At 34.3% G+C, this 22889-nt stretch carries 21 protein-coding genes; 15 read left to right on the top strand and 6 right to left on the bottom strand.

All coding sequences use genetic code 11. From position 1 onward, the window contains the following. Nucleotides 1-198 precede the first annotated feature (198 nt). Nucleotides 199-603, bottom strand: a complete 405-nt coding sequence (gene apaG / locus ABWU56_RS00400) for a Co2+/Mg2+ efflux protein ApaG (protein WP_010402892.1) — start codon at nucleotides 601-603, stop codon at nucleotides 199-201. Nucleotides 604-709: 106 nt separating this feature from the next. Between apaG and ABWU56_RS00395 the strand changes: the two genes are divergently transcribed. Further along, nucleotides 710-1786 carry a 5-(carboxyamino)imidazole ribonucleotide synthase gene (locus tag ABWU56_RS00395; RefSeq protein ID WP_010402894.1) on the top strand — a complete coding sequence of 359 codons (1077 nt, stop codon included), beginning with the start codon at nucleotides 710-712 and terminating at the stop codon, nucleotides 1784-1786. A 1-nt stretch (nucleotide 1787) separates the two neighbouring features. Here the strand turns inward: ABWU56_RS00395 and ABWU56_RS00390 are convergent, their stop codons facing one another. Continuing rightward, nucleotides 1788-2810 carry an aspartate-semialdehyde dehydrogenase gene (locus tag ABWU56_RS00390; RefSeq protein WP_353281570.1) on the bottom strand — a complete coding sequence of 341 codons (1023 nt, stop codon included), beginning with the start codon at nucleotides 2808-2810 and terminating at the stop codon, nucleotides 1788-1790. Nucleotides 2811-2948: 138 nt separating this feature from the next. Here ABWU56_RS00390 and ABWU56_RS00385 point away from each other — a divergent pair, with 138 nt between their 5' ends. Continuing rightward, nucleotides 2949-3365 (top strand): hypothetical protein, encoded by a 417-nt coding sequence (locus tag ABWU56_RS00385; RefSeq protein ID WP_353281568.1) that lies wholly within the window; start codon nucleotides 2949-2951, stop codon nucleotides 3363-3365. Nucleotides 3366-3393: 28 nt separating this feature from the next. On the opposite strand, the gene ABWU56_RS00380 is transcribed toward ABWU56_RS00385, so the two are convergent. Both ABWU56_RS00380 and ABWU56_RS00375 read right to left on the bottom strand, forming a co-directional pair. Then, on the bottom strand, nucleotides 3394-4680 hold the full coding sequence (locus ABWU56_RS00380; protein ID WP_264377489.1) for an APC family permease: 1287 nt from the start codon (nucleotides 4678-4680) through the stop codon (nucleotides 3394-3396). 70 nt (nucleotides 4681-4750) lie between these two features. Continuing rightward, nucleotides 4751-6025: an APC family permease gene (locus ABWU56_RS00375; RefSeq protein WP_353281567.1), complete on the bottom strand. Its 1275-nt coding sequence runs from the start codon at nucleotides 6023-6025 to the stop codon at nucleotides 4751-4753. 145 nt (nucleotides 6026-6170) lie between these two features. Here ABWU56_RS00375 and ABWU56_RS00370 point away from each other — a divergent pair, with 145 nt between their 5' ends. Both ABWU56_RS00370 and surE read left to right on the top strand, forming a co-directional pair. Continuing rightward, on the top strand, nucleotides 6171-7610 hold the full coding sequence (locus tag ABWU56_RS00370; protein ID WP_353281565.1) for a hypothetical protein: 1440 nt from the start codon (nucleotides 6171-6173) through the stop codon (nucleotides 7608-7610). Nucleotides 7611-7812: 202 nt separating this feature from the next. Next, on the top strand, nucleotides 7813-8583 hold the full coding sequence (gene surE, locus ABWU56_RS00365; protein WP_264376043.1) for a 5'/3'-nucleotidase SurE: 771 nt from the start codon (nucleotides 7813-7815) through the stop codon (nucleotides 8581-8583). Here surE and hisS read toward each other — a convergent pair. Together hisS and ABWU56_RS00355 are read right to left on the bottom strand one after the other, a co-directional pair. Further along, nucleotides 8580-9803: a histidine--tRNA ligase gene (hisS, locus tag ABWU56_RS00360; protein WP_064085321.1), complete on the bottom strand. Its 1224-nt coding sequence runs from the start codon at nucleotides 9801-9803 to the stop codon at nucleotides 8580-8582. The two genes, surE and hisS, sit on opposite strands and share 4 nt — an antisense overlap. Continuing rightward, complete coding sequence (locus ABWU56_RS00355; protein ID WP_353281976.1) at nucleotides 9800-10372, bottom strand: NifU family protein; 573 nt, start codon at nucleotides 10370-10372, stop codon at nucleotides 9800-9802. Before ABWU56_RS00355 ends, hisS begins: the two co-directional genes overlap by 4 nt. A 169-nt stretch (nucleotides 10373-10541) precedes the next feature. Here ABWU56_RS00355 and ABWU56_RS00350 point away from each other — a divergent pair, with 169 nt between their 5' ends. The 11 genes from ABWU56_RS00350 to leuS all read left to right on the top strand — a co-directional run bounded on the left by ABWU56_RS00350 (nucleotide 10542) and on the right by leuS (nucleotide 22826). Next, nucleotides 10542-10793: a DnaJ domain-containing protein gene (locus ABWU56_RS00350; protein WP_236607909.1), complete on the top strand. Its 252-nt coding sequence runs from the start codon at nucleotides 10542-10544 to the stop codon at nucleotides 10791-10793. 91 nt (nucleotides 10794-10884) lie between these two features. Continuing rightward, nucleotides 10885-11982 carry an ankyrin repeat domain-containing protein gene (locus tag ABWU56_RS00345; RefSeq protein ID WP_353281562.1) on the top strand — a complete coding sequence of 366 codons (1098 nt, stop codon included), beginning with the start codon at nucleotides 10885-10887 and terminating at the stop codon, nucleotides 11980-11982. A 269-nt stretch (nucleotides 11983-12251) separates the two neighbouring features. Continuing rightward, nucleotides 12252-13424 carry an ankyrin repeat domain-containing protein gene (locus tag ABWU56_RS00340; RefSeq protein WP_353281560.1) on the top strand — a complete coding sequence of 391 codons (1173 nt, stop codon included), beginning with the start codon at nucleotides 12252-12254 and terminating at the stop codon, nucleotides 13422-13424. A 122-nt stretch (nucleotides 13425-13546) separates the two neighbouring features. Beyond that, nucleotides 13547-14773 carry a cytochrome b gene (locus tag ABWU56_RS00335; RefSeq protein WP_264376047.1) on the top strand — a complete coding sequence of 409 codons (1227 nt, stop codon included), beginning with the start codon at nucleotides 13547-13549 and terminating at the stop codon, nucleotides 14771-14773. Continuing rightward, on the top strand, nucleotides 14773-15534 hold the full coding sequence (locus tag ABWU56_RS00330) for a cytochrome c1 (protein ID WP_264376048.1): 762 nt from the start codon (nucleotides 14773-14775) through the stop codon (nucleotides 15532-15534). The genes ABWU56_RS00335 and ABWU56_RS00330 overlap by 1 nt, the downstream gene beginning before the upstream one ends. Nucleotides 15535-15619: 85 nt before the next feature. Continuing rightward, nucleotides 15620-17554 (top strand): excinuclease ABC subunit UvrB, encoded by a 1935-nt coding sequence (gene uvrB / locus ABWU56_RS00325; protein WP_353281559.1) that lies wholly within the window; start codon nucleotides 15620-15622, stop codon nucleotides 17552-17554. Nucleotides 17555-17861: 307 nt separating this feature from the next. Then, complete coding sequence (locus ABWU56_RS00320) at nucleotides 17862-19058, top strand: MFS transporter (protein ID WP_264376050.1); 1197 nt, start codon at nucleotides 17862-17864, stop codon at nucleotides 19056-19058. 38 nt (nucleotides 19059-19096) lie between these two features. Then, the gene (locus ABWU56_RS00315) at nucleotides 19097-19396 is read left to right on the top strand and encodes an integration host factor subunit alpha (protein ID WP_353281557.1); all 300 of its coding nucleotides are present in this window, start codon (nucleotides 19097-19099) and stop codon (nucleotides 19394-19396) included. Continuing rightward, nucleotides 19393-19719 (top strand): MerR family transcriptional regulator, encoded by a 327-nt coding sequence (locus ABWU56_RS00310; protein WP_012481900.1) that lies wholly within the window; start codon nucleotides 19393-19395, stop codon nucleotides 19717-19719. The genes ABWU56_RS00315 and ABWU56_RS00310 overlap by 4 nt, the downstream gene beginning before the upstream one ends. Nucleotides 19720-19771: 52 nt before the next feature. Beyond that, nucleotides 19772-20362, top strand: coding sequence for a murein hydrolase activator EnvC family protein (locus tag ABWU56_RS00305; RefSeq protein ID WP_264682861.1), 591 nt, complete (start codon nucleotides 19772-19774; stop codon nucleotides 20360-20362). Nucleotides 20363-20366: 4 nt separating this feature from the next. Beyond that, a complete protein-coding gene (gene leuS / locus ABWU56_RS00300; RefSeq protein WP_353281555.1) occupies nucleotides 20367-22826 on the top strand; it encodes a leucine--tRNA ligase in 2460 nt (819 codons plus the stop codon). Nucleotides 22827-22889: the final 63 nt, after the last annotated feature.

The raw sequence follows: 22889 nt of genomic DNA, 5'->3' as shown, positions 1-22889 counted from the left end.
TTTTGCATCTGTTCAGCAGAGTAACAAAATAAGATAGACGAAAAAAGACAACTATAGAAGCAAATGGTCAGTGCTTTCGTGTTTATCAACTTAGTTGAATCTCAGTATCAGCTACTCGGATGACATTATGGAAGCTCAAATGACAAAACAAGAAGCACTGGTTTCAGATGCACTTAAACAAATACACTATCTTGATGATCAATGAGGTCTAGTGTTAACGTATGGACTATCTAAGGAAAAGGGTGGTACCATAACATCAAAGGTTTTTATGCTCTCTTCGTTCAGAAATTCATATTTACCCTGCATTATTCCTGATGGTGTATTTAAGTATGTTCCACTTGTATATTTGAATACCTCTCCAGATTTTATTACAGGTTGTTCTCCAATAACACCAACTCCGGCAATTTCATTTATTTTGCCCTTATGATCTATTATTCGCCAATAGCGACTTAATAATTGAATGGTTGATGAGCTTTTATTTTTTATCTTAACATTATACATCCATACGTAACAATTTTCATAAGGAATGGATTGCTCTTCAATGTAAATTGGCAAAACTGTAACTTCAACAGAATTAGTAATAAGTGTGTATTTCATGGTCATCGTAAAGTGTTCATGATAAAAATTTAACACACTTCAATTATACACTTTTTTCATAGATTTTCCAAGCATATTATCGTACTCTAACTAGGAAATATTAATCTACATGATGAACAAAACAGATCCACTGGATAAAAAAGTGATAGGAATAATAGGAAGTGGGCAATTAGGTAAAATGACTGCTATCGCTGCAATAAAACTTGGGCACAAAACGCATATTTTTGCCAGTGCTAAAAACGATCCAGCTTGTTCTGTTGCTGATGATTTAACAATAGCAGACTTCTGTGATAAGAGGGCACTTGAATCTTTTGCACAGAGTGTGGATTTAGTCACTATTGAGTCTGAAAATATTCCATGTAGTGCAATTGATATTGTGTCGCTGCACGCAGATTTTTATCCAGGCAAAAAGGCGTTACACATTTCGCAAAATAGGCTGAGAGAGAAAGATTTTATTAGAGATTTAAGCATAAAAACTGCTGATTACAAAAGTATACAAAATTATAATCAGCTACTAGAAAGTAGTGAAACTTTTAGCTATCCAGTGAGGCTAAAAACAACAGAAATGGGTTATGATGGAAAAGGACAATATGTGATTGAAAATGATTCTGAACTGAAGCAATTTGCTTCCTTCGATTGGAATAAAGAGTACATTCTTGAAGCAAGTGTTGATTTACTGAAAGAGGTTTCAATAGTCGTTGCAAGAAATAAAAACGGTAAAGTAGCTTTTTTTCCTATAGCAGAGAATCACCACGTTGACGGAATACTTAATACTTCAATAGCACCAGCTAAAATAGATAATAAATTAGCCCAAGAGGTACAAAAAACTGCAAAGAAAATAGCAACTGCGCTTGATGTAGTAGGAATTCTAGCTATTGAATTTTTCATCACTCAAAATCATGAATTACTAGTTAATGAACTGGCCCCAAGACCCCACAATTCTTGCCACTGGAGCTTGGATGCATGCAACGTTAGTCAATTCGAGCAGCTGGTGAGGGTAATATGCGGATTACCTATGCAGGAAGTAGTATTACGCTTTCCTTGCATGACAAAAAATATAATAGGTAATGATATATATAATTCTCACAAATATTTGAGCAACGAAAAAGCTAGTTTAACCATATATGGGAAAAAAGAGGTTAGGGACAAGCGTAAAATGGGACATGTCAATATAGATTTAAGTTATTGAGCTATAAATGCTCTTTGATCAAGATCTCCAAGATCTGCACTATATTTAGTGCTGCACCTTTGCGTAGATTATCAGCTACTATCCACATATTTAATCCGTGTTTAACAGTATCGTCTTTTCTAATACGCGATATGTATACGGCATCCTCTTGCACAACATCAATCTGAGTCATATATCCACCATCTTCGCGCTTATCTTGTACTAAAACTCCATCGTCTTCACTGAGCATTTCACGAGCTTCTTCTTCAGTTATATGCTGATCAAATTCTACATTTACTGCTATAGCATGACCAACAAGAACAGGTACTCGTACACAAGTTGCAGTTACTTTTATATCCTCTTCTAAAATTTTTTTTGTCTCCTCTTGCATTTTCCACTCCTCTTTTGTAGAACCATCTTCCATGAACTCTCCTATATGAGGAATGCAATTAAATGCTATTTGCTTAGGAAATATTTCAGGTTTTTTAGCTTCATTCATAAAGATTTTTTTTGTCTGATTGTAAAGCTCATCCATTGCTGCTTTACCTACACCAGAAGTTGATTGATAAGTTGAAGCAACGATTCTCTTTATTTTTGCTTTTTTGTGTAATAAATGTAATGCCAGCAACATTTGTATTGTAGTACAGTTTGGATTAGATATTATGTTATGGTTTTTATATTCCGTAATTTTATCTTTGTTGATCTCTGGAATAACTAGTGGCACGCCTTCTTTCATCCTAAAGTAGGAAGTGTTATCTATCACAACGCACCCAGCCTCAGTTGCAATTGGTACGTATCTCTCAGAAACATGAGATTCTGCACAGAAAATGGCTATATTAGTTCCAACGAAGTCATAATCCTCAAGGCATAAAACTGTTAACTCTTTGTCACCAAAACTCACCTTTTTTCCCTTTGATTTTTTCGATGCAAAAGCAACAACAGAATCTATCGAAAATTTTCCCTCTTTTTGAAACTCAGCAAGCATGGTCAATACCTCATATCCTACTCTTCCTGTTGCTCCAATAACTGCAATCTTACATCCCATATAAATAAACCTCTGATTTTAAAACTATATTATATTTTTACTGATAAAATTTACAATTACTTTAATATTTTTACCTTGCAATTAACCATAATTTAGTTATAATTATAAGACACTAGTAATATTGCATGGTAGAATGAAATGAGTAAAAAACATGATGACACTAAGGTCAAATCTGCATTTCAAAAGCCTGAAAAAATCAATAGATTAGAGATTCAAAATGTTCTTTCGAAAAAAAGCAAGCCAGCGATAAATTTTGATGATAAAAAGTATGGTGTGAAAATTTCTAAGATAGACCAGCATCTTTCAAACAAGAAGCAAGAATCTTTTGGATTAAGAGATTTTTTAAGTTCAATACCAATAATAGGAAGATCTTTAGTGAAAATTTTCACGCCTGAAAAAGAAGAGTATAAAAAACTGCAATCGCAAATAGGTCTTTCTAATAAAGCAAAAAATGAGATCTACATAGATAATAAACGCACAGAAGAAGTAGGTAGCAAACTTGAGAATGGTAATATTGAACAAGTAGATAAAGAGAAAAAAAATCTTGGCCCATAAATATTAACCATTTAAAGTGTATCTCTCACTACTGAATTTGTTGCACAGAAGTTTTGCAGTACCAAAATAAATAAATGGGTATGCCACTTGCAGTGAACAGGCTCGAAGTCAGCAGAGTACCTACAGGGGTTTCTAATATCACCCAACAACAAAAGGTTGTTGCTATGCTACCAATTAAAAGCTTATAACAACTCCTCTCCTGTATAATAACCTTTAGAAAGGCAAAACAGCACGCAAGATAAACGAACAAAAATGAAATTACAGAAAAGTCAATAATCGACGTAATCTGCTGGGCAAAATTGTTGTTTGAAGTGAGAATTAGTAAAATTGCAGTTCCAATTGAACTAACTGTTATTCCCCAAAAAGGAGAGCCATGCTTGTTCCTTTTAGCAAAGAATTTTGGCATTAGTCTATCTTCTGCAAGACCAAAAGCAACTTGTCCACTAGATAAAACCCAAGCGTTTAGACTGCCAACACAAAAAATGAATGCAACTATAGAAACAATTAAATGCCAATTACCAGAAAACATAATTTTTATCGCATCAACATATGGTGCTCTTGAACTTGCTAAATTGTTGCCATTGATCAATCCCATAATTGCAAAATTGTTGATAAAATATATAACAGCAACACAAACTGTGCCAAGCACCACAGCTTTTGGTATAGTTTTAGCTGGATTATCAACTGACCCTGCAGGTGCTGTTGCCAATTCAAGTCCAATAAAACACCATAAAGTAAGGAGTGTAGAGCGGGCAAGAATTTGCGATGTTGTAAGACTTAATATTTCTTCACTTATGATAAAATTATTTCTATCGAAAAAAAACAACGCTGCTACAGGTATTGCAAGCAATACAGCAACCTTCACAACCGTGAGCAGAAACTCAACGTGCCCTGCAGTAGCTATTCCCCTTAAATTTATTAATGTAATGATTGTAAATAACAACAGCTCTAAAAATAAACGCATACTTTTGATATCTTCATGGAAAAATGGTGTAAGATAGCCAACACCCACAACTATTAAAGCTGTTGTACTAACCCATGAGATTACCCAATATGTCCAACCAACAAAGAACGCTGCAGCAGGACCAAAAGTATGTTTCACATAAACGTGAGGACCTCCTGTTTCTGGAAACTTTGCACATAGCGTAGCAAAAACTAGCGCAAGAGACACAGCACCAGCTCCTGATATCATCCAGCTTATAAGGCTATAAGCGCCATATGGAGCAAGGCTAATTGGAAGCATAAAAACCCCAGAGCCGATCTGACTACTAATGACTAAAGCAAAAACAGCCCAAAAACCTATTTTATTTGACACAATACCTCTTAATTCTATTAATGTAAGCCAGTAGTATAGCTTAAGAATTTTAGCAAATAAAAAATTTAAGTTAAGTTTTTAGTTTATGATACCAAAGTAGATAAATAAGTGTTCCGCTTAAAGGGAATAGACTTGATATTAACAATGTTTTTATAGAAGTCTCGTATATTATCCAACAGCAAAAAGATACAGCCACACCTCCAATTAAAAATTTGCAGTAGCTTTTCTCTTCTATATTAACTTTGAGAAAAGCAAGACTACATGCTAAGTAGATAAATAAAAATGACACTACAGAGATATCAATTATTGAAGTCACTTGCTCAGCAAAACTTTTGTTTGATGTTAGAATAAGTAAAACTAGCACCCCCAAAGTACTGAGTATTATTCCCCAAAAAGGAGCATCGTGCTTATTTTTTTTGGCAAAAAATTGCGGCATTAACTTATCTTCTGCAAGGCCTAAGGTGACTTGTCCATCAGCTAAAAACCAAGCATTTAAATTACTTACAGAAACGATAAAGGCAACAACAGAAATAATTAAATGCCAATTACCTGGAAACATAATTTTTATCGCATCAACATATGGTGCTTTTGAACTAGCTAGTTCATTACCACTTATCAATCCCATAATTGAAAGACTATTGATGAAATATATCACAGCAACACAGACTGTTCCAAGCACTATAGCTCTTGGTATTGTCTTAGCTGGATTATTGACGGATCCTGCAGGTGCTGTTGCTGATTCAAGTCCAATAAAACACCATAGAGTAAGGAGTGTAGAACGAGCAAGAGTTTGCGATATTGTAAAGTTTGATACTTCCTCGCTTACAATAAAATTATTTTTATCAAAGAAAAACAACCCTGCGATAGGTATTGCAAGAAGTGTGATAATTTTAACAATGGTTAGCAGAAGCTCAACACGGCCAGCAGTAGTTACTCCTCTTAAGTTTATTAGCATAATAGCTAAAATTAATATTATTTCTAAAAGCAAACGTATATCTTGTATATCATTATGAAAAAGTGGAGCTAAATAACCGATACTTGCAATCGTTACAGCAGTTGAGCTAACCCACGAACTTACCCAATATGTCCAACCAACAAAAAAAGCTGCTGTAGAACCAAAAGCATGTTTCACATAAATATGAGGACCGCCCGTTTCTGGAAATTTTGCGCAGAGTGAAGCAAAAACCAAAGCTAGAGATATAGCACCAAATCCTGAGATTACCCAGCTTATAAGGCTATAAGCGCCATACGAAGCGAGGCTAATTGGGAGCATGAAAATTCCAGAGCCGATTTGGCTACTAATCACCAAGGCAAAAACAGCCAAAAAGCCTATTTTATTTGACACGACAATGTTTAATTTTTATCTGAATATATTAACAATATAGCTGAAGCTCGAAAATTTCAATTGATCTTTTTTGTATAAAAATTTGCATTTTTTTAATTTAAGCATATAATGAGAAGTATATTAATAGGTTACTAAGAAGTGGTTTATGAATCCGAGGTTAAAAACATTTTTGGTTGTTTGTGGGTATGTTCTATTAGTTGGTGCTGCTATTGGAGCAATTTTTTTATTTGACTACTTACTTGAGATCTTTATTGATGCGCTTTATGCATTCCTTCTTGCAAAAACTTCAAGTGAGGTGTTAGCTGTTTTTGGAACACTTGCAGTTTTACTTGCCACTTGTGTTTTGTGCTACGGACTGCATAAGCTCTGTTCTATTTTTACAGAAAAGATTACAAGTAGCTATCAATCTTTCAAAAATGAAAATAGTGATGATAACATTTTTTCTGAAGTATATAATGACCCGACAATAGGGTTGAAAGATAAGATTTTATTTTTTTCTATATACTCAATATATTGTATCCAATTACCATTTTTGTATTGTTCATCGAAGATATCAGAGCTTAGCAGAACATTATCAAATAGTAGAGCGTTGGGTCTTAGAATATGTTTAGTGCTTATTAATACTATATTATTGATCCCAGTAGCACTTCTTGAGTTAATAAAGTATCCATTAATAAAGCTCTTCTCGCCTCTGGGTTTAAGTGTAAAGCAAATGAGCTTTTTGTTTAATGTAAGTGATGTAGGTACTGGTAATCAGAATGTTCATACTAGAAGTTTTGAGCAAAGTGTTATTGAGTGTGCCAAAAAATTAAAGGAAAAATATGGGACTCCGTCAAATGAGCTGAATAAAGAGTTTAAAAACTATATAGGCGGTTTGACAAATCAGCAGAAAGAACTGATAGCGCCTTATTTGAAGGTAGATAATTATAGAGAAGGAGAATGGGTAAGATGGGTAGATTCTAAAACCGGACTGACATTAACACAGGCCATAAATTTAGTTTTAATTGCAGCAACAAAGCAAAATGCAGATGTAGAGCTGTTGAAATCCATATTGCTGGTTCGTTTTGAGGAAAGTAATCGCCAATGTGGTCCTGGAATGCTTAATCGTATCATTTATGCATTAAGTGGCCTTGAAGCAGAAAATAATTTTGCAGCTCAACTAGAACCTCAGATAATAGGAGAGTTGGCAGGTAATGCTACTAAAAAATTTCTTGAGCAATCTGTAGATAAGCACTACTTTAAAATAAAGATTTTAAAAGAAAAGTTTGACGACTTATATTCGCTAGGTTCTGGAGTGGATTTGAGCAATGCAAATGATGAAGTAAAGGAAGGAATTTCTCATATGAGAGATGCTATAAAAGAATTTGTGTTTAAAGAATTATATGTGAAGTTTTATAATGACTATGGAGAACATATTCAAAGAGGGCAAATAAAACAAAGGCTGAGAGAATTAATAACAGATGAAGTCATAGATGCAGCAATATCTTATCAGATAAATGAGATAGAAGTTCCTGCAGAACCATCTACTTATCTTGAAAAGATGAAAGCATTTTTTGCAGGGCATACAAGATTCTCTGCTGCTTAGAGCTCTGAGACTTGCCTAAGCTTTGATTGTGAGTTAGGCGTGAAGCTAAAATTGGTATTTACAGTTAACTCACAGCAAACTAAACGATGGCAATCTGGCCGTCTTCTAATTTTTCCTTATTGATTTGTAGCAGATTCTTTGTTATGGTTATGAAAAGAAACTTCAAACCTCATTAGTATACTTTGATAGTCGAGTGCTGCATATGATAATATTGATAACAAATGATGATGGTTTTGAAAGTGAAGGAATAAGACTACTTAAAGAAATTGCACACAATTTTGCATCGGAAGTATGGATAGTGGCACCAGATACTGACAGGAGTGGATCTGCAAGATCTCTTGATTACCCAGTGAAACAATCTATTAGAATAAACCAACATAGTGAAAGGGAGTTTAGTGTGTCTGGTACTCCCGCAGATTGTGTTATTATCGCGTTAAATAAAATTATGAATAAGAAACCAGACTTAATATTATCTGGAGTAAATATTGGATCAAATGTCGGAGATGATATTTGTTATTCAGGCACAATCGGTGCTGCAATGGAAGGTGCTGCAAGATCTATACCTTCTATTGCGCTGAGCCAAGTTTATCATGATAAAATAGACTGGAACAATACAAAAGTTTTTGCACCAAAGGTTATCAGCAAGCTAATGAAAGTTGGTTGGCCTAAAGATATAGTGATGAGTATAAATTTTCCTGCTACAGAAAAAGTGAAAGGGGTCGAATTTGCTGAACAAGGTGAATATAACATTGATGGTGATTTAACTTTTACTGAAAACTTAAATGGTTCTTTGAGCTTAAATTGGTCTCGGGAACACTCAGGCAGTGGTAGTGTAGATAAAATAAAAGGAGGTTTTATTACTATTACACCGATAAAATTAGATTTTACAGATTATGATATATTAAATGCTATGAAAAATTCTTGTGCAGAGGAATTTTCTTCTATAGCTAACACTCCTATTGCTTCTGATTAGATATTTTCTACGGTTTTATCGCGAGCAATCATTTTTTCTTCACCCGTGTCCATATTTTTAATTTTTAAAGTTTTACTGCTTAGCTCTTCATCACCAAAGATTAATACAACTTTTGCATTTGCTTGATTTGCTTTTTTCATTCGGGTTTTTAGAGTTCCACTATATTCGTAAATCACATATAAACCATTTCTGCGTAATTCACTTGCAAGTGTTAGAGCATGTTCTTCAGCTTCTCCACCGATTGGAATTATATAAATAGGCCTCTCTTTTTTTTCAGCATAGTTGATTAATTCCATTATACGCTCAATCCCCCCTGCAAATCCTATTGCTGGAGTGTGTTTTCCACCTACTGAAGATACTAGATTATCGTATCTTCCACCGGCAAAAACTGCTCCTTGTGCACCTAAATCTTCTGTGACAAATTCAAATACTGTGTGACAATAATAGTCTAGACCTCGAACTAATTTGCTATTTACAGTGTAAGGTATGCCAAGAGCTTGCAGTCCATTTAACACCTGGTCAAAGAAATATGAAGATTCTTTTGTATAATAATCACTGATTTTTGGTGCGTCAGAGATTATTTCTTTATCTGTCTTATCCTTAGAGTCTAATATTCTGAGTGGGTTTTTAATCAATCTATTTTGACTATCTTCTGATAGGTCATTTTGAAACTTTTTTAAATACGATATCAAAGCTTCTCTATACTGAGTTATTGTTTCACTATCACCCAGAGAGTTGATTTCCAGCTTTACATTTTTATTGATGCCAAATTCAGTTAGTAAGTGCTGAGCGAGTGATATCAATTCAATATCAGCTTTTGGATCTTCTATGCCAAAAACCTCAAAATTTATCTGATGAAATTGCCTTTGTCTTCCCTTTTGCGGTCTTTCATAGCGAAATGCAGGCCCTATTGAAAATAATTTTATCGGCGTTTGCAGTTTTTTTTCAATGAGTAACCTAACAATAGCTGCAGTGAACTCAGGACGCAGAGTTATGCTCTTTCCCCCTTTATCAATAAAAGTATACATCTCTTTAGTGATAATATCTGAGCTATCACCTAAAGTCTTTGTAAAGACTTCTGTGTATTCAAATATCGGAGTTTGAACAGGTAAAAAGCCGTATAAACTTGAGATTCTGCTTGCTGTTTGCTCTATGTGTTTAAACTTGTACCATTCATCAAACAGGAGATCTTTTGTTCCTCTAACTGTTTGATTAGTCATAGCATAGTCTCTATACCTGAAACTTCTGGTATGTGATAGCTTAGCATATTCTGCACTCCTTGTTTTAAGGTAATTGCAGCACTTGGGCACCCAGAGCAAGCTCCTTGCAGTTCAACGTAAACTATTCCTTCTTTATAGCCACGGAACTTGATATCACCACCATCTTGAGCAACTGCAGGTTTAATATAACTTTCCATCAATTCTTTTATTCTATTTACAATTTCTATATCATTTTCATTAAAGAATTCTTCCTCTAGCATTTTATTATCACTTACTCCTTCTTTATCAAATGCTTTTCCACCAGAAGTAAAGTGATCCATAATTGTAGTTAAAATTTCCACCTTTACTATATCCCAATTCATTCTATCTGATTTTGTTACCGAAATAAAATCATGCCCAAAAAATACTCTTACAACATGTTCTATTTGAAAAAGATTTACTGCTAGTTTGGAGTTCTTTATTTCATCTGCATTTGAAAAATCAGCTGTTTCTCCTTCGCTCAGAATTTCAAAACCAGGAAGAAATTTCAGCGTGTTTGGGTTTGGTGTTTCTTCAATCTGGATAAACATGTTATTTACCATGACAATTATAATTGTTACTATTTAATCATAAAATGATAAAAAAATATACATGTCATTCATCTTCTTCCTTTTTTTGATATTCACAATAATCACGTTTGTTTTACCTAGCGTTGTTGTATTTTTTCTCTTTTTGGCAAAGAGAAATAACATAAGTTTTATGATGAACTCTATATTAAGTAAGTTTTTGAACGAATTTAACAGCAGTAAAAGTTACACCAAAAATTACACTGGTGATAATATGTCCAAAGATGAAGCATTAAAAATACTGGGGCTGAATTCCGAGGCAAGCCAAAATGAAATCAATAAGGCATACCAAAATTTAATGAAACTGGTCCATCCAGACAAGGGAGGCTCGGAATATTTTGCACAAAAGTTAAACGCAGCACGTGATAGATTGCTAAAGACCTAATTTTTAACTATTGTTTTCTCTGTAAATTTTACTTGTAAATACTAAATCATGTGATACAAAGCCAAGGGCGTTGTCTTATAGGAGGTATTTGATGCGAAAATACAGAATAGAAGAGTTAAGGAATAAATTGTTTATTGCTATAAACAAACTTGATTTTGAGAAAGTTAAAAGATGTGTTAGAAAGGCAAAGATTAAAGGTGTACAAAACGATATTATTAATGGTAAGCAATATGGCATGGCACCTATACATTTTGCTACTTACAGAGCTAACTCAAAGATATTGCAGTTTTTGATTAACAATGGTGCTCGTGTTAATGCTGTGAGTGATGCGTGCATTGTTCCTTCCGTATCCATTGTTGTAACATATGATATGGAGAAAGTTGTATTTGATTGTATTCACGGCAACACTAGCTTTCAAGGAATGCAAAATTTTACAGCTTTACACTTAGCACTTTATCAGTGTCGATTAGATATAGCAAAAGTTCTGCTTGATCATAATATTGATGTTAACATTAGAAGTACAAATGGCAAAATAGCATTTGAGGTTATTCCAGGTTATGAAAGTCTTTGCAGTGATGGCTGTGACATAAAAAAAATATTCTTAGCTGTGTTAAGATTTCATAAAAATAATTGTACAGAACTATTACTTTCTGCTAGAATAAATACTAAGTTAGAATTAGAAGCTGGTGATACTCCAGATGCAGCAAGTAGTACAGCGAACCCTTTCTCAGCCTCCACCAGGGCAAATACTAAGATAGGATTGGAAGCTGGTGATACTCCAGATCCTGCACCAAGCAGTGCAGTAAAACCTTTTTCTTTTATTAATAGTATATTTAGTTGGGTAACCACTGCCACACTCAATGGCTTATTCAGCAGTGCTCCTACTTTACTTCCTGCACAGCAATCTGTTGACCACTTAGATCGTAGCCCAATTAGTTCTTCACAAGTTGATTGTAATGGAATAATTCTACTAACTGCTGCAGCAATGAGTAAGTTCACAGGAAAAAAATATTCAAGGACACTGGACAATTCACTTCTCACAATAGAAGAAATTAGAGAAAGAAAGCTTAACACTATAGAAAAAAACTTCGAGACAGCACTTAGTAAGTTTAAAAAACTTTATCAATGTCCTGAAAGTTCATTAAGCAATTTAACGATATCTAAAGGTATGCATCAAAAGTCCCTTTAAATCAGTTAAAATAAGCACTCAAGCTTGAGTGCTTATTTTCGTATACTCCTCTTTAAGTTTAAGCTCTTATATGTTGGGAATAAGCTGCTACGAAATTTAAGTAAATTAAGGAGGCTTATGGTGTTTTGTACAAAAACTAAATGTAGCACGTAATGAAATAACAATCTCTTACGTTGTAAAATTTTTTTTTAATTTTACATATAAAATTCACTAGCATATGCCCAAATTATGTGGTATAAAGGCAAAAGTTTTATCCTTTAGGAGGGGTTATGGTTACACAAACAAAAGTTGAAAAATGGAGAGATGGGCTACGTTCTGCAGTAAAGGAACGTGATTTTCAAAAAGCTGAGGAGTATATTAGAGAAGGAAAGACACATACTACTAATGTTATTAACTCTAAAGATAGAAATGGTAACTCACCTTTATCGATTGCTGTTAGTAACCGAGATTTAGAAATGATGAATTTTTTAATTGAGAATGGTGCAGATGTTAATATTGAGGATTATTTTCGTATGCCACCTATATACTATGCTGTTACAAAGGGCACTACAGAAATGATAGAGCTTTTAATCAATAAAAAGGCAAGCATTAGTGGCTATTTTTCATATGCTGGTGAAAAACGCACTCTTGTAGGTTGGGCTATAGACAAGAATAGTCCGGAAAAAGTGGAGGTCTTACTTAAACATGGTGCTAGCCCAAATGGCAAATTTGATCTTCTTGCTTATTCACAAAATTCATGCCTACATGCTGCTATTGAAAAAAACTACTCAAGAATAGTTGAGCTTCTTATTGAATATCGTGCTGATGTCAATGTTAAAAACGAACAGGGGCAAACACCTATATATTTAGCTATTAGATCAAAACGCCCTGAAATGATAAAATTGTTATACGGTAATGGTGCTGATATTGATAATGTTAAAGATATAAAGAACGAGACACCATCAGATTATGTTAAGTTATTTTATCCAGGTAAAACGATAAAAGAAATTGCTGCAGAGGCAGAGAGTATCAATGTAAATCCAGATCCTGCACCAAGCAGTGCAGTAAGGCCTTCTTCTTTTATTAATAGTGTATTTAGTTGGATGGGAACTTCAACAACTGCTGCACTCAGTAGCTTATTTCAGAGTGCCCCTGCTTTACCTCCCGCACAGCAATCTGTTGCACATTTGACTGGAAGCCCAATTGATTTTTCGCAAGTTGATTTTAATGGAACAGCTCTGCTAGCTGACGTGGTAATCAGAAAGTTTATCGGGAGGAAATATTCAAGACCATTGGATGATTCACTTTTGACATTGGAGCAAATTAGAGAAAGAAAGGTTAGTGCTATAGAAAGGGATATCAAGATGGTAATTAGTGAGTTTGAAAAACTTGATCAATGTCCTCGAAGTTTATTAAGCAATTCAACAATATCTAAAGGTGTATGTCATCAAAAATCCCTTTAAAACAAGCACTCAAATTTGAGTGCTTGTTTTTGTGAAATCTACTCTTTAAACTTAAACTTTTTATTGTTTATTAGCGTTAAATTGTTACAATACAATGAGTTAAGATGACAAAGCTTTAAGTTATGGAAGATGATAGCAAAAAAGAAATAATAGAAGAAAAAGGTATATTAGGTTGGATAGAGTATAGACTGCCTATATTTTCTTTTCTAAAACATACTGCTTCTTATCAAGTACCAAAAAATTTAAATTATGCTTGGAATTTTGGTTCTTTAGCTGGTATAGCGCTGATTTTACAAATAATAACAGGTATATTTCTTGCCATGCACTACACTCCGCATGTTGATCATGCATTTAATAGTGTGGAGCGTATAATGCGTGACGTAAGTTATGGATGGCTGATACGTTATACTCATGCTGTTGGGGCGTCGCTCTTCTTTATGGTGGTCTATGTTCATATCATGCGTGGATTATATTACGGATCTTATAAGAGACCGCGAGAAATGGTATGGTTTATTGGCATATTTATATTTTTTGCAATGATGGCAACTGCCTTTATGGGATATGTTCTTCCATGGGGACAAATGAGTTTTTGGGGTGCAACAGTTATAACTAATTTATTCTCGGCTATACCTTTAATTGGTGATAAAATAGTTATATGGCTATGGGGAAGTTTCTCTGTTGATAATCCAACGCTCAATCGTTTTTTTGCGCTGCATTATCTTATGCCTTTCATTATTATCGCTTTAGCTATGTTGCATGTTGTTGCTCTGCATAGGTTTGGCTCTAATAATCCAAGTGGAATAGAAGTCAGGTCAGATAAGGATACCATTCCTTTTTATCCTTACTATATAGCAAAGGACTGCATAACTTTTGGTTTATTTTTTATAATTTTATTTGCATTTGTTTTTTATGCCCCTAATTATCTTGGGCATCCTGATAATTATATAGAGGCTGATCCTATGGTAACTCCAGTACATATAGTGCCAGAGTGGTATTTCTTACCTTTTTATGCGATGCTGCGTTCAATTCCAAATAAACTTATTGGTGTACTTACCATGTTTGGATCTATTTTAGTGTGGTTTCTTTTGCCTTGGCTTGATAAATCAAAGGTTAAAAGTGGTGCTTATCGCCCATTATTTAAGAAATTTTTTTGGGTTTTTGCAATAAATTTTGCATTTCTTGCCTGGCTTGGGGGACAAGAAGTTAAGGAGCCTTACATTACTTTAAGTAGGCTCTCAACTCTTTATTATTTTTCATATTTTGTGATAGTTTTACCTTTACTTAGTAAGTATGAGAAACCAAAAAAATTACCAAAAACAATAAGCGATTCCGTTCCGGAGATGAAGTGATGCTGTTGGTTAAAGTTGCTGTATTTTGTATATTACTTCTCACTAATTCTTTGTCTGCAGAGGAGTTTAAACCTTTACCAAATAAGAAAATCGACTGGAGTTTTGATGGAATTACTGGATCTTTCGATAGAGAGTCAATTCAGCGTGGCTATAAAGTATACAAGGAAGTCTGTGCTGCTTGCCATTCAATGAATAGAATAGCGTTTCGTAATTTGCAAGATGTTGGTTTTTCTGAAGAGGATGTAAAACAAATTGCAGCCTCTTACCAAGTTAAAGATGGTCCGAATGATTTGGGTGAAATGTTTGATAGGCCGGGAGTGTCTTCGGATTATTTTATTGCACCTTTTGATACAAAAGAAGCAGCTGCAGCAAGCAACAATGGAGCAATTCCACCGGACTTATCACTCATTGTTAAAGCAAGGCACGATGGTGCAAATTATGTCTATTCACTACTAATTGGTTATCAAAACGGTGAACATGATGAGAACGGTTTATATTTTAATCCATATTTTTCAACAGGCAGGTTAGCTATGGCACCACCACTCTCTGAAGGAATGGTAGAATATGATGGTACAAGGCAAGCCACAGTTGAAAATATGGCATATGATGTGGTAAATTTCTTACAATGGGCAGCAGAGCCAGAACTGGAGCGCCGACATAAACTTGGGCTAAAAATAGTGACATATTTTATAATTTTGACGGTGTTTTTTGTATTAACCAACAACAGGATTTGGAGCAGGCTCTATAAAAAGAAAAAATAGAGTTTTTTATGTTCATTCTTTCATACCTTATTTACACTAGCAAATGTATTGTATAGTAATAAATACATTATGAAAATATAAAGGTATGGAATTTCAAATAGTTACACATTTTCAGCCAGCTGGAGATCAACCACAGGCAATAGACAACTTAGTTGCAGGGTTAAATAGTAATAAAAGAGATCAGGTTTTGCTTGGAGTTACTGGTTCTGGAAAAACCTTCACTATGGCAAATGTTATTGCAAGAACAAACAGGCCTGCATTAATTATGGCACATAATAAAACTTTAGCGGCGCAGCTTTACGAGGAGATGAGAGGATTTTTCCCTCACAATGCTGTTGGATACTTCATTTCTTATTATGATTATTATCAGCCTGAGGCTTATTCGCCACAAACAGACACTTATATTGAAAAAGACTCTTTAATAAATGAAAGAATTGATATGCTACGCTATTCTGCTATATGCTCTCTTTTGGAGCGTAGGGACACGATTGTAGTTGCGAGTGTTTCTTGTATATATGGTCTTGGTTCGCCTGAGAGCTATCTCAGCATGACCTTGACTTTAAGTGCTGGAGATAAGATTCATGTTAATGACTTTCTGAATAATTTAGTTAATCTCCAATATAAACGTTCTGATGTCAGATTTGAGCGAGGATATTTCAGAGTGCGCGGCGATATTATTGATATATTTCCTGCCTATTATGAAAATAAAGCTTGGCGTTTATCATTGTTTGGTGATGAAATAGAGGAAATTTCTGAGATTGATGCCATGAACAGCAATATTATCAGACGCATAGATACAGTCACCATTTTTCCAAATAGCTATTACACTACATCACGTGAGACTCTTTTGCAAGCAGTTCAATTGATTAAAAAAGAACTACATGAACGCCTGGATTATTACTATTCACAGAACAAAATTGTTGAAGCAAAACGCCTTGAGCAGCGTACTAATTTTGATATTGAAATGATGATGGCAACGGGAGTGTGTAAAGGTATTGAAAATTATTCGCGTTATCTTTACGGAATGAAAGCCGGAGATCCACCGCCTACATTGTTTGAGTATTTACCTAAAGATGTAATTTTATTTGTTGATGAAAGCCATGTAACCGTTCCCCAGATAGGTGCAATGTATAGCGGTAATGAAGCACGTAAAAAGAAATTGATAGATTATGGTTTTAGGCTACCTTCTGCTTTTGATAACCGTCCATTAAAATTGGAAGAGTGGGAGGCAATACGGCCACAGACTATTTACGTTTCGGCTACTCCAGGAAAATATGAATTAGAAAAGACTAATCACGCATTTATAGAGCAAGTTATCCGCCCAACAGGACTGACAGATCCCATCTGCACCATAAAACCAACAGAGAGTCAGGTTGATGATGTGATTCACGAGGCGCAAGTAACAATAAAGAAAGGATTTTGTATTCTAATTACCACATTGACAAAAAAAATGGCTGAAAAGCTAGCTGAGCATATGAGTGAGCTCAGTATGAAAGTAACTTACCTACATTCAGATATTGGTGCACTGGAAAGAATTGAAATTATATGCAAATTAAGATCTAAAGAAATAGATGTTCTTGTTGGCGTTAACTTGTTGCGGGAAGGTCTTGATATTCCCGAGTGTGGATTGGTTGCAATTTTAGATGCTGACAAAGAAGGGTTTTTACGATCAGAGACTTCGCTCATTCAAACGATAGGTCGTGCTGCACGAAATGTTGAAGGCAGAGTAATTTTATATGCAGACAAAATTACTAATTCTATGGATCGTGCACTGAAAGAAACTGAAAGGAGAAGAAAGAAACAGACAGAGCATAATACACTGCATAATATTGTACCAAAAACTATAATAAAGCCTATATCAAATACTTTACAGGAAAAAGTGGTAGTTGAGAATTTTAGCAAGGATGATCTAAATAGTTTGAAAAAGCAAATGTTGAAGCATGCTGAAAATTTAGAGTTTGAAGAGGCGGCGAAAATAAAAGGTATTATTGAAAAATTTAATAACAGACCCGTTACATAACTAGAAAAAAAGATAAATAATTAATAGTTAAGCTGACTTTGATTTACCAAGGATTTGAAAAAACATCATCTAAGTGGCAGAAAAATGAGCCAGTTCATGATAATTTCAAATTTTCACCTTTTATCTTATAGGTAATGATTGTTGAACTTATTTCTTTCTTGAGATTATGTACAGACTCTAACAAATTAAATCTCACAACAAATTTGTTGTTTCATAGCTTTTATATCATACTATAATTGCAACTGTTTTAACAATAATCAGAGCCTAAAAGAGGTTTATTATCAATGGACTATTTATAAAAAATCTTATGGAAAATAAAGCTTGGTTCATTTGGCTAATCAGTAACTTGATTGTTGTATTCAGCAATATGCAGATAATCTACACCTTTATAAGCGTGAATCTTGAAAAAGAACTTGGGCTCACAATCGCGCAAGTTGCACTAGCTAATTCAGCATATACTTGGACTTTTGCTATCTCACAATTTTTTAGTGGGGCAATGTTTAATGTTTTTTCCAGCAAAAAAATTTATTTTTTCTCATTGTCAATCATGCTCTTTGGTTTTTTTGTCCTTATCAAGAGTGACAATTTTGCCCATTTAATTTTATCTCAATTTTTGATCGCAATTGGAGCATCGTTTGGTTTTATTGGCGCTGCTCATGTAAGTAGCACATATTTTCCCCTTACTCAATTTGGACTGATGTTCTCACTAGTGCAGACAATTTCAAGTCTTTCTGCTTTGATGATTCAAATGTGCTTCTCTAGCTTGCTTGCCGAAGGTGCAGATTGGAAAAATCTTATTGTATGCGTAATATTATTTGGCGTATCGATATTTGTACTTATGTTTTTTTATCCGAAAGGACTTTCAAAAAAAAATTTGGGGGAATACACAATAAAGAGCTCTATAAAAACAGTAATATGTTCTGTACTAACAGTGCTAAAATTAAGAGATATCTGGATAACCTCAATAGTGGGTGCTATTACTTTTGGAACATTTTTAGCGCTTAATATGCTGTGGGCACCAAGGTTACTAAGCAACTTAGAACTCAATACAATGGAGTTAGGTGTGGCAACTGCAATATTGTGGCTTGGTCTTGCAGTTGGTGCTCCAATTGCAGATCTAATCTCAAATCTATTTAAAAATAGAAGGCACGTAATCTCTGCTTTTGCCACATTGCAAAGTATTTCAGCTATTATTTTACTATGCGGTAATTTAACAGTTCATATTATATACTTTTGTATGTTAATGTTTGGTTTTTTTGCAGGAGGACATATGCTTAATTTTACTGTTGGTAGTGAGATTGTTGAGCAGAAGTATATTAGCACATCATCATCCATTATCAATGGATTTATGTTTGTTATGAGTGGAATTTTAGTGTCAATTTTAGCACTTTTTTCAGATCATCAAATGGCGCTTTTCACAATATTTGCAATGTTAACATTTGCTAGTATTTTTAATTACGCTACAAAAGAAACATACTATAAAAATAAAGTAGCTGAATCTTGAGTCGATTGTTATATTATATTAACATACTGTAATAAATTATGACAACAAAAGACACAACAGTAACTAAGGCAACAATAGCTGAATGTATAAACCAGGAAATTGGATTATCGAAAGAAGACTCTATTGCAATAATAGATGACATATTGAATGAGATAAAAACGAGCTTAGCAAAGGATGGAATAGTAAAAATATCTTCATTTGGAACATTTTTGGTTAAAAACAAGAAAGAAAGACCAGGAAATATACCAAAGACATCGGAAAGGGTAGTAATTAAAGCGAGAAAATCAATTTCTTTTAGACCTTCAAAAATGATGAAGAAATTAATAAACAACCGATGAATAAGGAAAAATTATTTTACACAATTGGAGAAGTAGCTGAAGAACTACATTTGGAGCAGCATGTTTTAAGATTCTGGGAAAGTCAATTCCATCAAATTAAACCCATAAAACGGAAGGGAAGAAGACTATATGATCATAAGTGTATAGAGGCAATAAAGAAAATAAAATATATGCTATATGACAAAGGATATACAATAAAAGGAGTACAAAAGGAATTTGGTAACGATGTAAGAATTGATCATTATTCAAGAAATTTGTTGAAAGAACTTACCGATTTAAGAGACTATTTGACTGATAAAATAAATGAAGAAAGTAATAAATAGACGAAAAACACTATAAAGTTTTGTGAAAGTTGATATATCTAGAGATAAGTGTATGTGTCGTATAGCCTTGTTCTTTATATTATCAGCAATACTGACAAGCTGTGGCCTGCAAAAACCTGCACCTGTACTACTTAAAGGCGAAGAATTTTATGGGAAAAGAGACCTAGAGTACACAAGGGAGTATCATTTGATTAAAGAAAATGTTGATTCTTCGCTGCGAAAAGAAAGTAGAAAAGCCTTTGTAGATAAGGTATATAACAATAATGCACAAAGCATGTGTAAATTTGTAATACCGGTTAAAGGTGCAGTTACCTCTTCTGATAAAATATGTCAAGATGGCATAAAAATTACTGCTCAAAGTGGAACAAAGGTTATTGCTTCTGCACCTGGCAAAGTAATATACGTAGGCAAAGGCCTGAGGTGGTACGGAAATTTAATTATAGTGGAACATAAAGATAATTACATGACTATGTACTCCTATTTAAAAAACATACAAGTTGAAATTGGTGATAAAGTAAAACAAGGTCAAGTAATTGGATCTGCAGGTAAATCAAGCACACAAGATAAAGATCCGCAGATGTGTTTCACAATAAGACATAATGGTCAAGCAGTCGATCCTTTAGTACATATAAACTGTGATTGAATTTATGAAATATGATTTTAAAAACGTTGAAAAATTCTACCAAAATAAGTGGGATTTTTCTGTAAGCAAAGATAGTAAAAAGAAGAAATGTTACGTGTTGGAAATGTTTCCATATCCATCTGGTAAGATTCATATGGGGCACCTGCGTAACTATGCAATAGGAGATGTTATAGCACGTTACAAGAGAGCTCGTGGATTTGAGGTTTTGCACCCAATTGGCTGGGATGCGTTTGGATTACCAGCTGAAAATGCAGCAAGGGACAATAACATTAACCCTGCAGCATGGACACAAGATAATATAGATAATATGCGCGCGCAGCTAAAATCTATAGGTCTTTCATACAATTGGGATCGTGAGCTCTCCACATGTGAGCCTGATTATTACAAACACGAACAGAAATTTTTTCTGGATTTTTTAAAGCATGGTCTTACCTATCGAAAAGAGTCGTGGGTTAATTGGGATCCAGTGGACCAAACAGTGCTTGCAAATGAGCAAGTGGTTGATGGAAAAGGATGGCGATCAGGTGCAGTTGTTGAAAAACGTAAGTTATTCCAATGGTTTTTAAAGATTACTGATTTTGCTGAAGATTTGCTTCATTGTTTGCAAAGTTTAAAAAATTGGCCAGAAAAAGTCAAAACTATGCAAGAGCGCTGGATAGGAAAATCTGAAGGGGCAACTATAGATTTTGAAATAGTTGGCTTGAATAAGAAGTTAAAGATTTTTACAACTTCTCCTCATACTTTATTTGGAGCTTCTTTTCTTGCAGTAGGAGCAGAGCACCCTATTGTACAAGACCTTAAGGACAAAGAAATAAGAGACTTTATTGGTAATATGAAGGCAAAGGGGGAGAATGATGAAAAAATAGGAATTTACACTGGATTAAACGTAAAACACCCATTTCTTGATAAAGAATTACCACTTTATATAGCGAATTTTGTGTTGATGGAGTATGGAGAAGGTGCGATTTTTGGTTGCCCTGCACATGATCAGCGTGATTTTGAATTTGCACAGAAGTATGGTTTACCGATTATTCCTGTAGTTTGTGAAGAGAGCACAGAGATCTTAAAAGAACCGTACTTCGGTGATGGAGTGATGTTCAATTCTGAATTCTTAAACGGACTAATGATTAATGAGGCAAAAAAAGTAATCATAAAAAAACTTGAAGAAAAAGGAATAGGTAAGAAAACAATAAACTATCGTCTACACGATTGGGGAATTTCAAGGCAACGTTATTGGGGATGTCCTATACCTATTATACATTGTAAAGATTGTGGAATTGTTCCAGTTCCAGAAAAAGACCTCCCTGTTGTTCTACCAACGGATGTAGAATTTACAAGTGGTGGTAATCCCCTGGATAAGCACCCAACCTGGAAATTTGTTGATTGTCCAAAGTGCGGAAAGCAAGCAGAACGTGAAACTGATACATTTGACACTTTTTTTGAATCTTCTTGGTATTTTGCTGCATTTTGCAGTGAAAATAAATCGATTAATAAAGATACTTGTAATCGTTTTATGCCTGTTGATTATTACATAGGTGGAATAGAACATGCAATTCTACATTTGCTTTACTCAAGGTTTTTCTGCCGTGCTTTAACTAAATGTGGCTATTTTGACGTTAAAGAGCCTTTCTCTACTTTAATCACTCAAGGAATGGTCTGCCATATAACTTATAAAGATGAGAATGGCAAATGGCTCTTTCCCGAAGAAGCAAAAGAGTTGATTGCGAAGGGTGCTAAGATCCAAGTTGGAAAAGTCGAAAAGATGAGTAAGTCAAAGAAGAATACAGTTGACCCAAACTTTATCATAGAAAAATACGGTGCTGATACTGCTCGTTTGTTTGTATTATCCGATACCCCCCCAGAAAAAGATATGGAATGGTCTGATGATGGCGTGGAAGGTTGTTTTCGCTACATAAATAAATTGTGGCGTATGGTAGTGCAACTTAGGCCCGTAAACATACACTATGATAATGAAAACATTGTAGGTAAACTCCTAGAGTACAGAAAAAAAATCCATAAACTATTGCAAGGGCTTACAGATGACTTGGAAAACTGCAGATTAAACTGTGTGGTAGCAAAGTTTCGTGAAACGACAAATTTAATAGCTGAAATAGACGTAAAAACTGGAAAATCTCTTATTGATGAAGGTATATGCATACTAATCAGAGTAATTGAGCCATTCATGCCACACCTGGCTGAAAATTTATGGCAAAAAATAGGAGGCGAAGGCATGCTATATATGCAACCTTGGCCAAAAGCTGATGAATCACTACTAATTGATAATATGGTAACTGTGGCAGTACAGATTAATGGAAAGTTGCGTGCGACTATCAAAGTAGAAACTGATTTACCTCAAGAAGAATTGAAGAAAATAGCAACAGGTTCTGTATCCAATAGAATCGATCAAAGCAAAATTCGCACTATATATGCTGTACCAAATAAGGTAGTAAACATAGTTATATAAAAATTTTGAGTAGCATGTCCCTAATTTCGTAGGTATACTTTTTTTGATATGAAGTTATATCTT

It is taken from the genome of Wolbachia endosymbiont (group B) of Horisme vitalbata, from assembly GCF_964028625.1.
Lineage (GTDB): Bacteria > Pseudomonadota > Alphaproteobacteria > Rickettsiales > Anaplasmataceae > Wolbachia.
The sequence above is the reverse complement of the archived record's forward strand: the minus strand, read 5'-3'. Positions and strand labels throughout refer to the sequence as shown.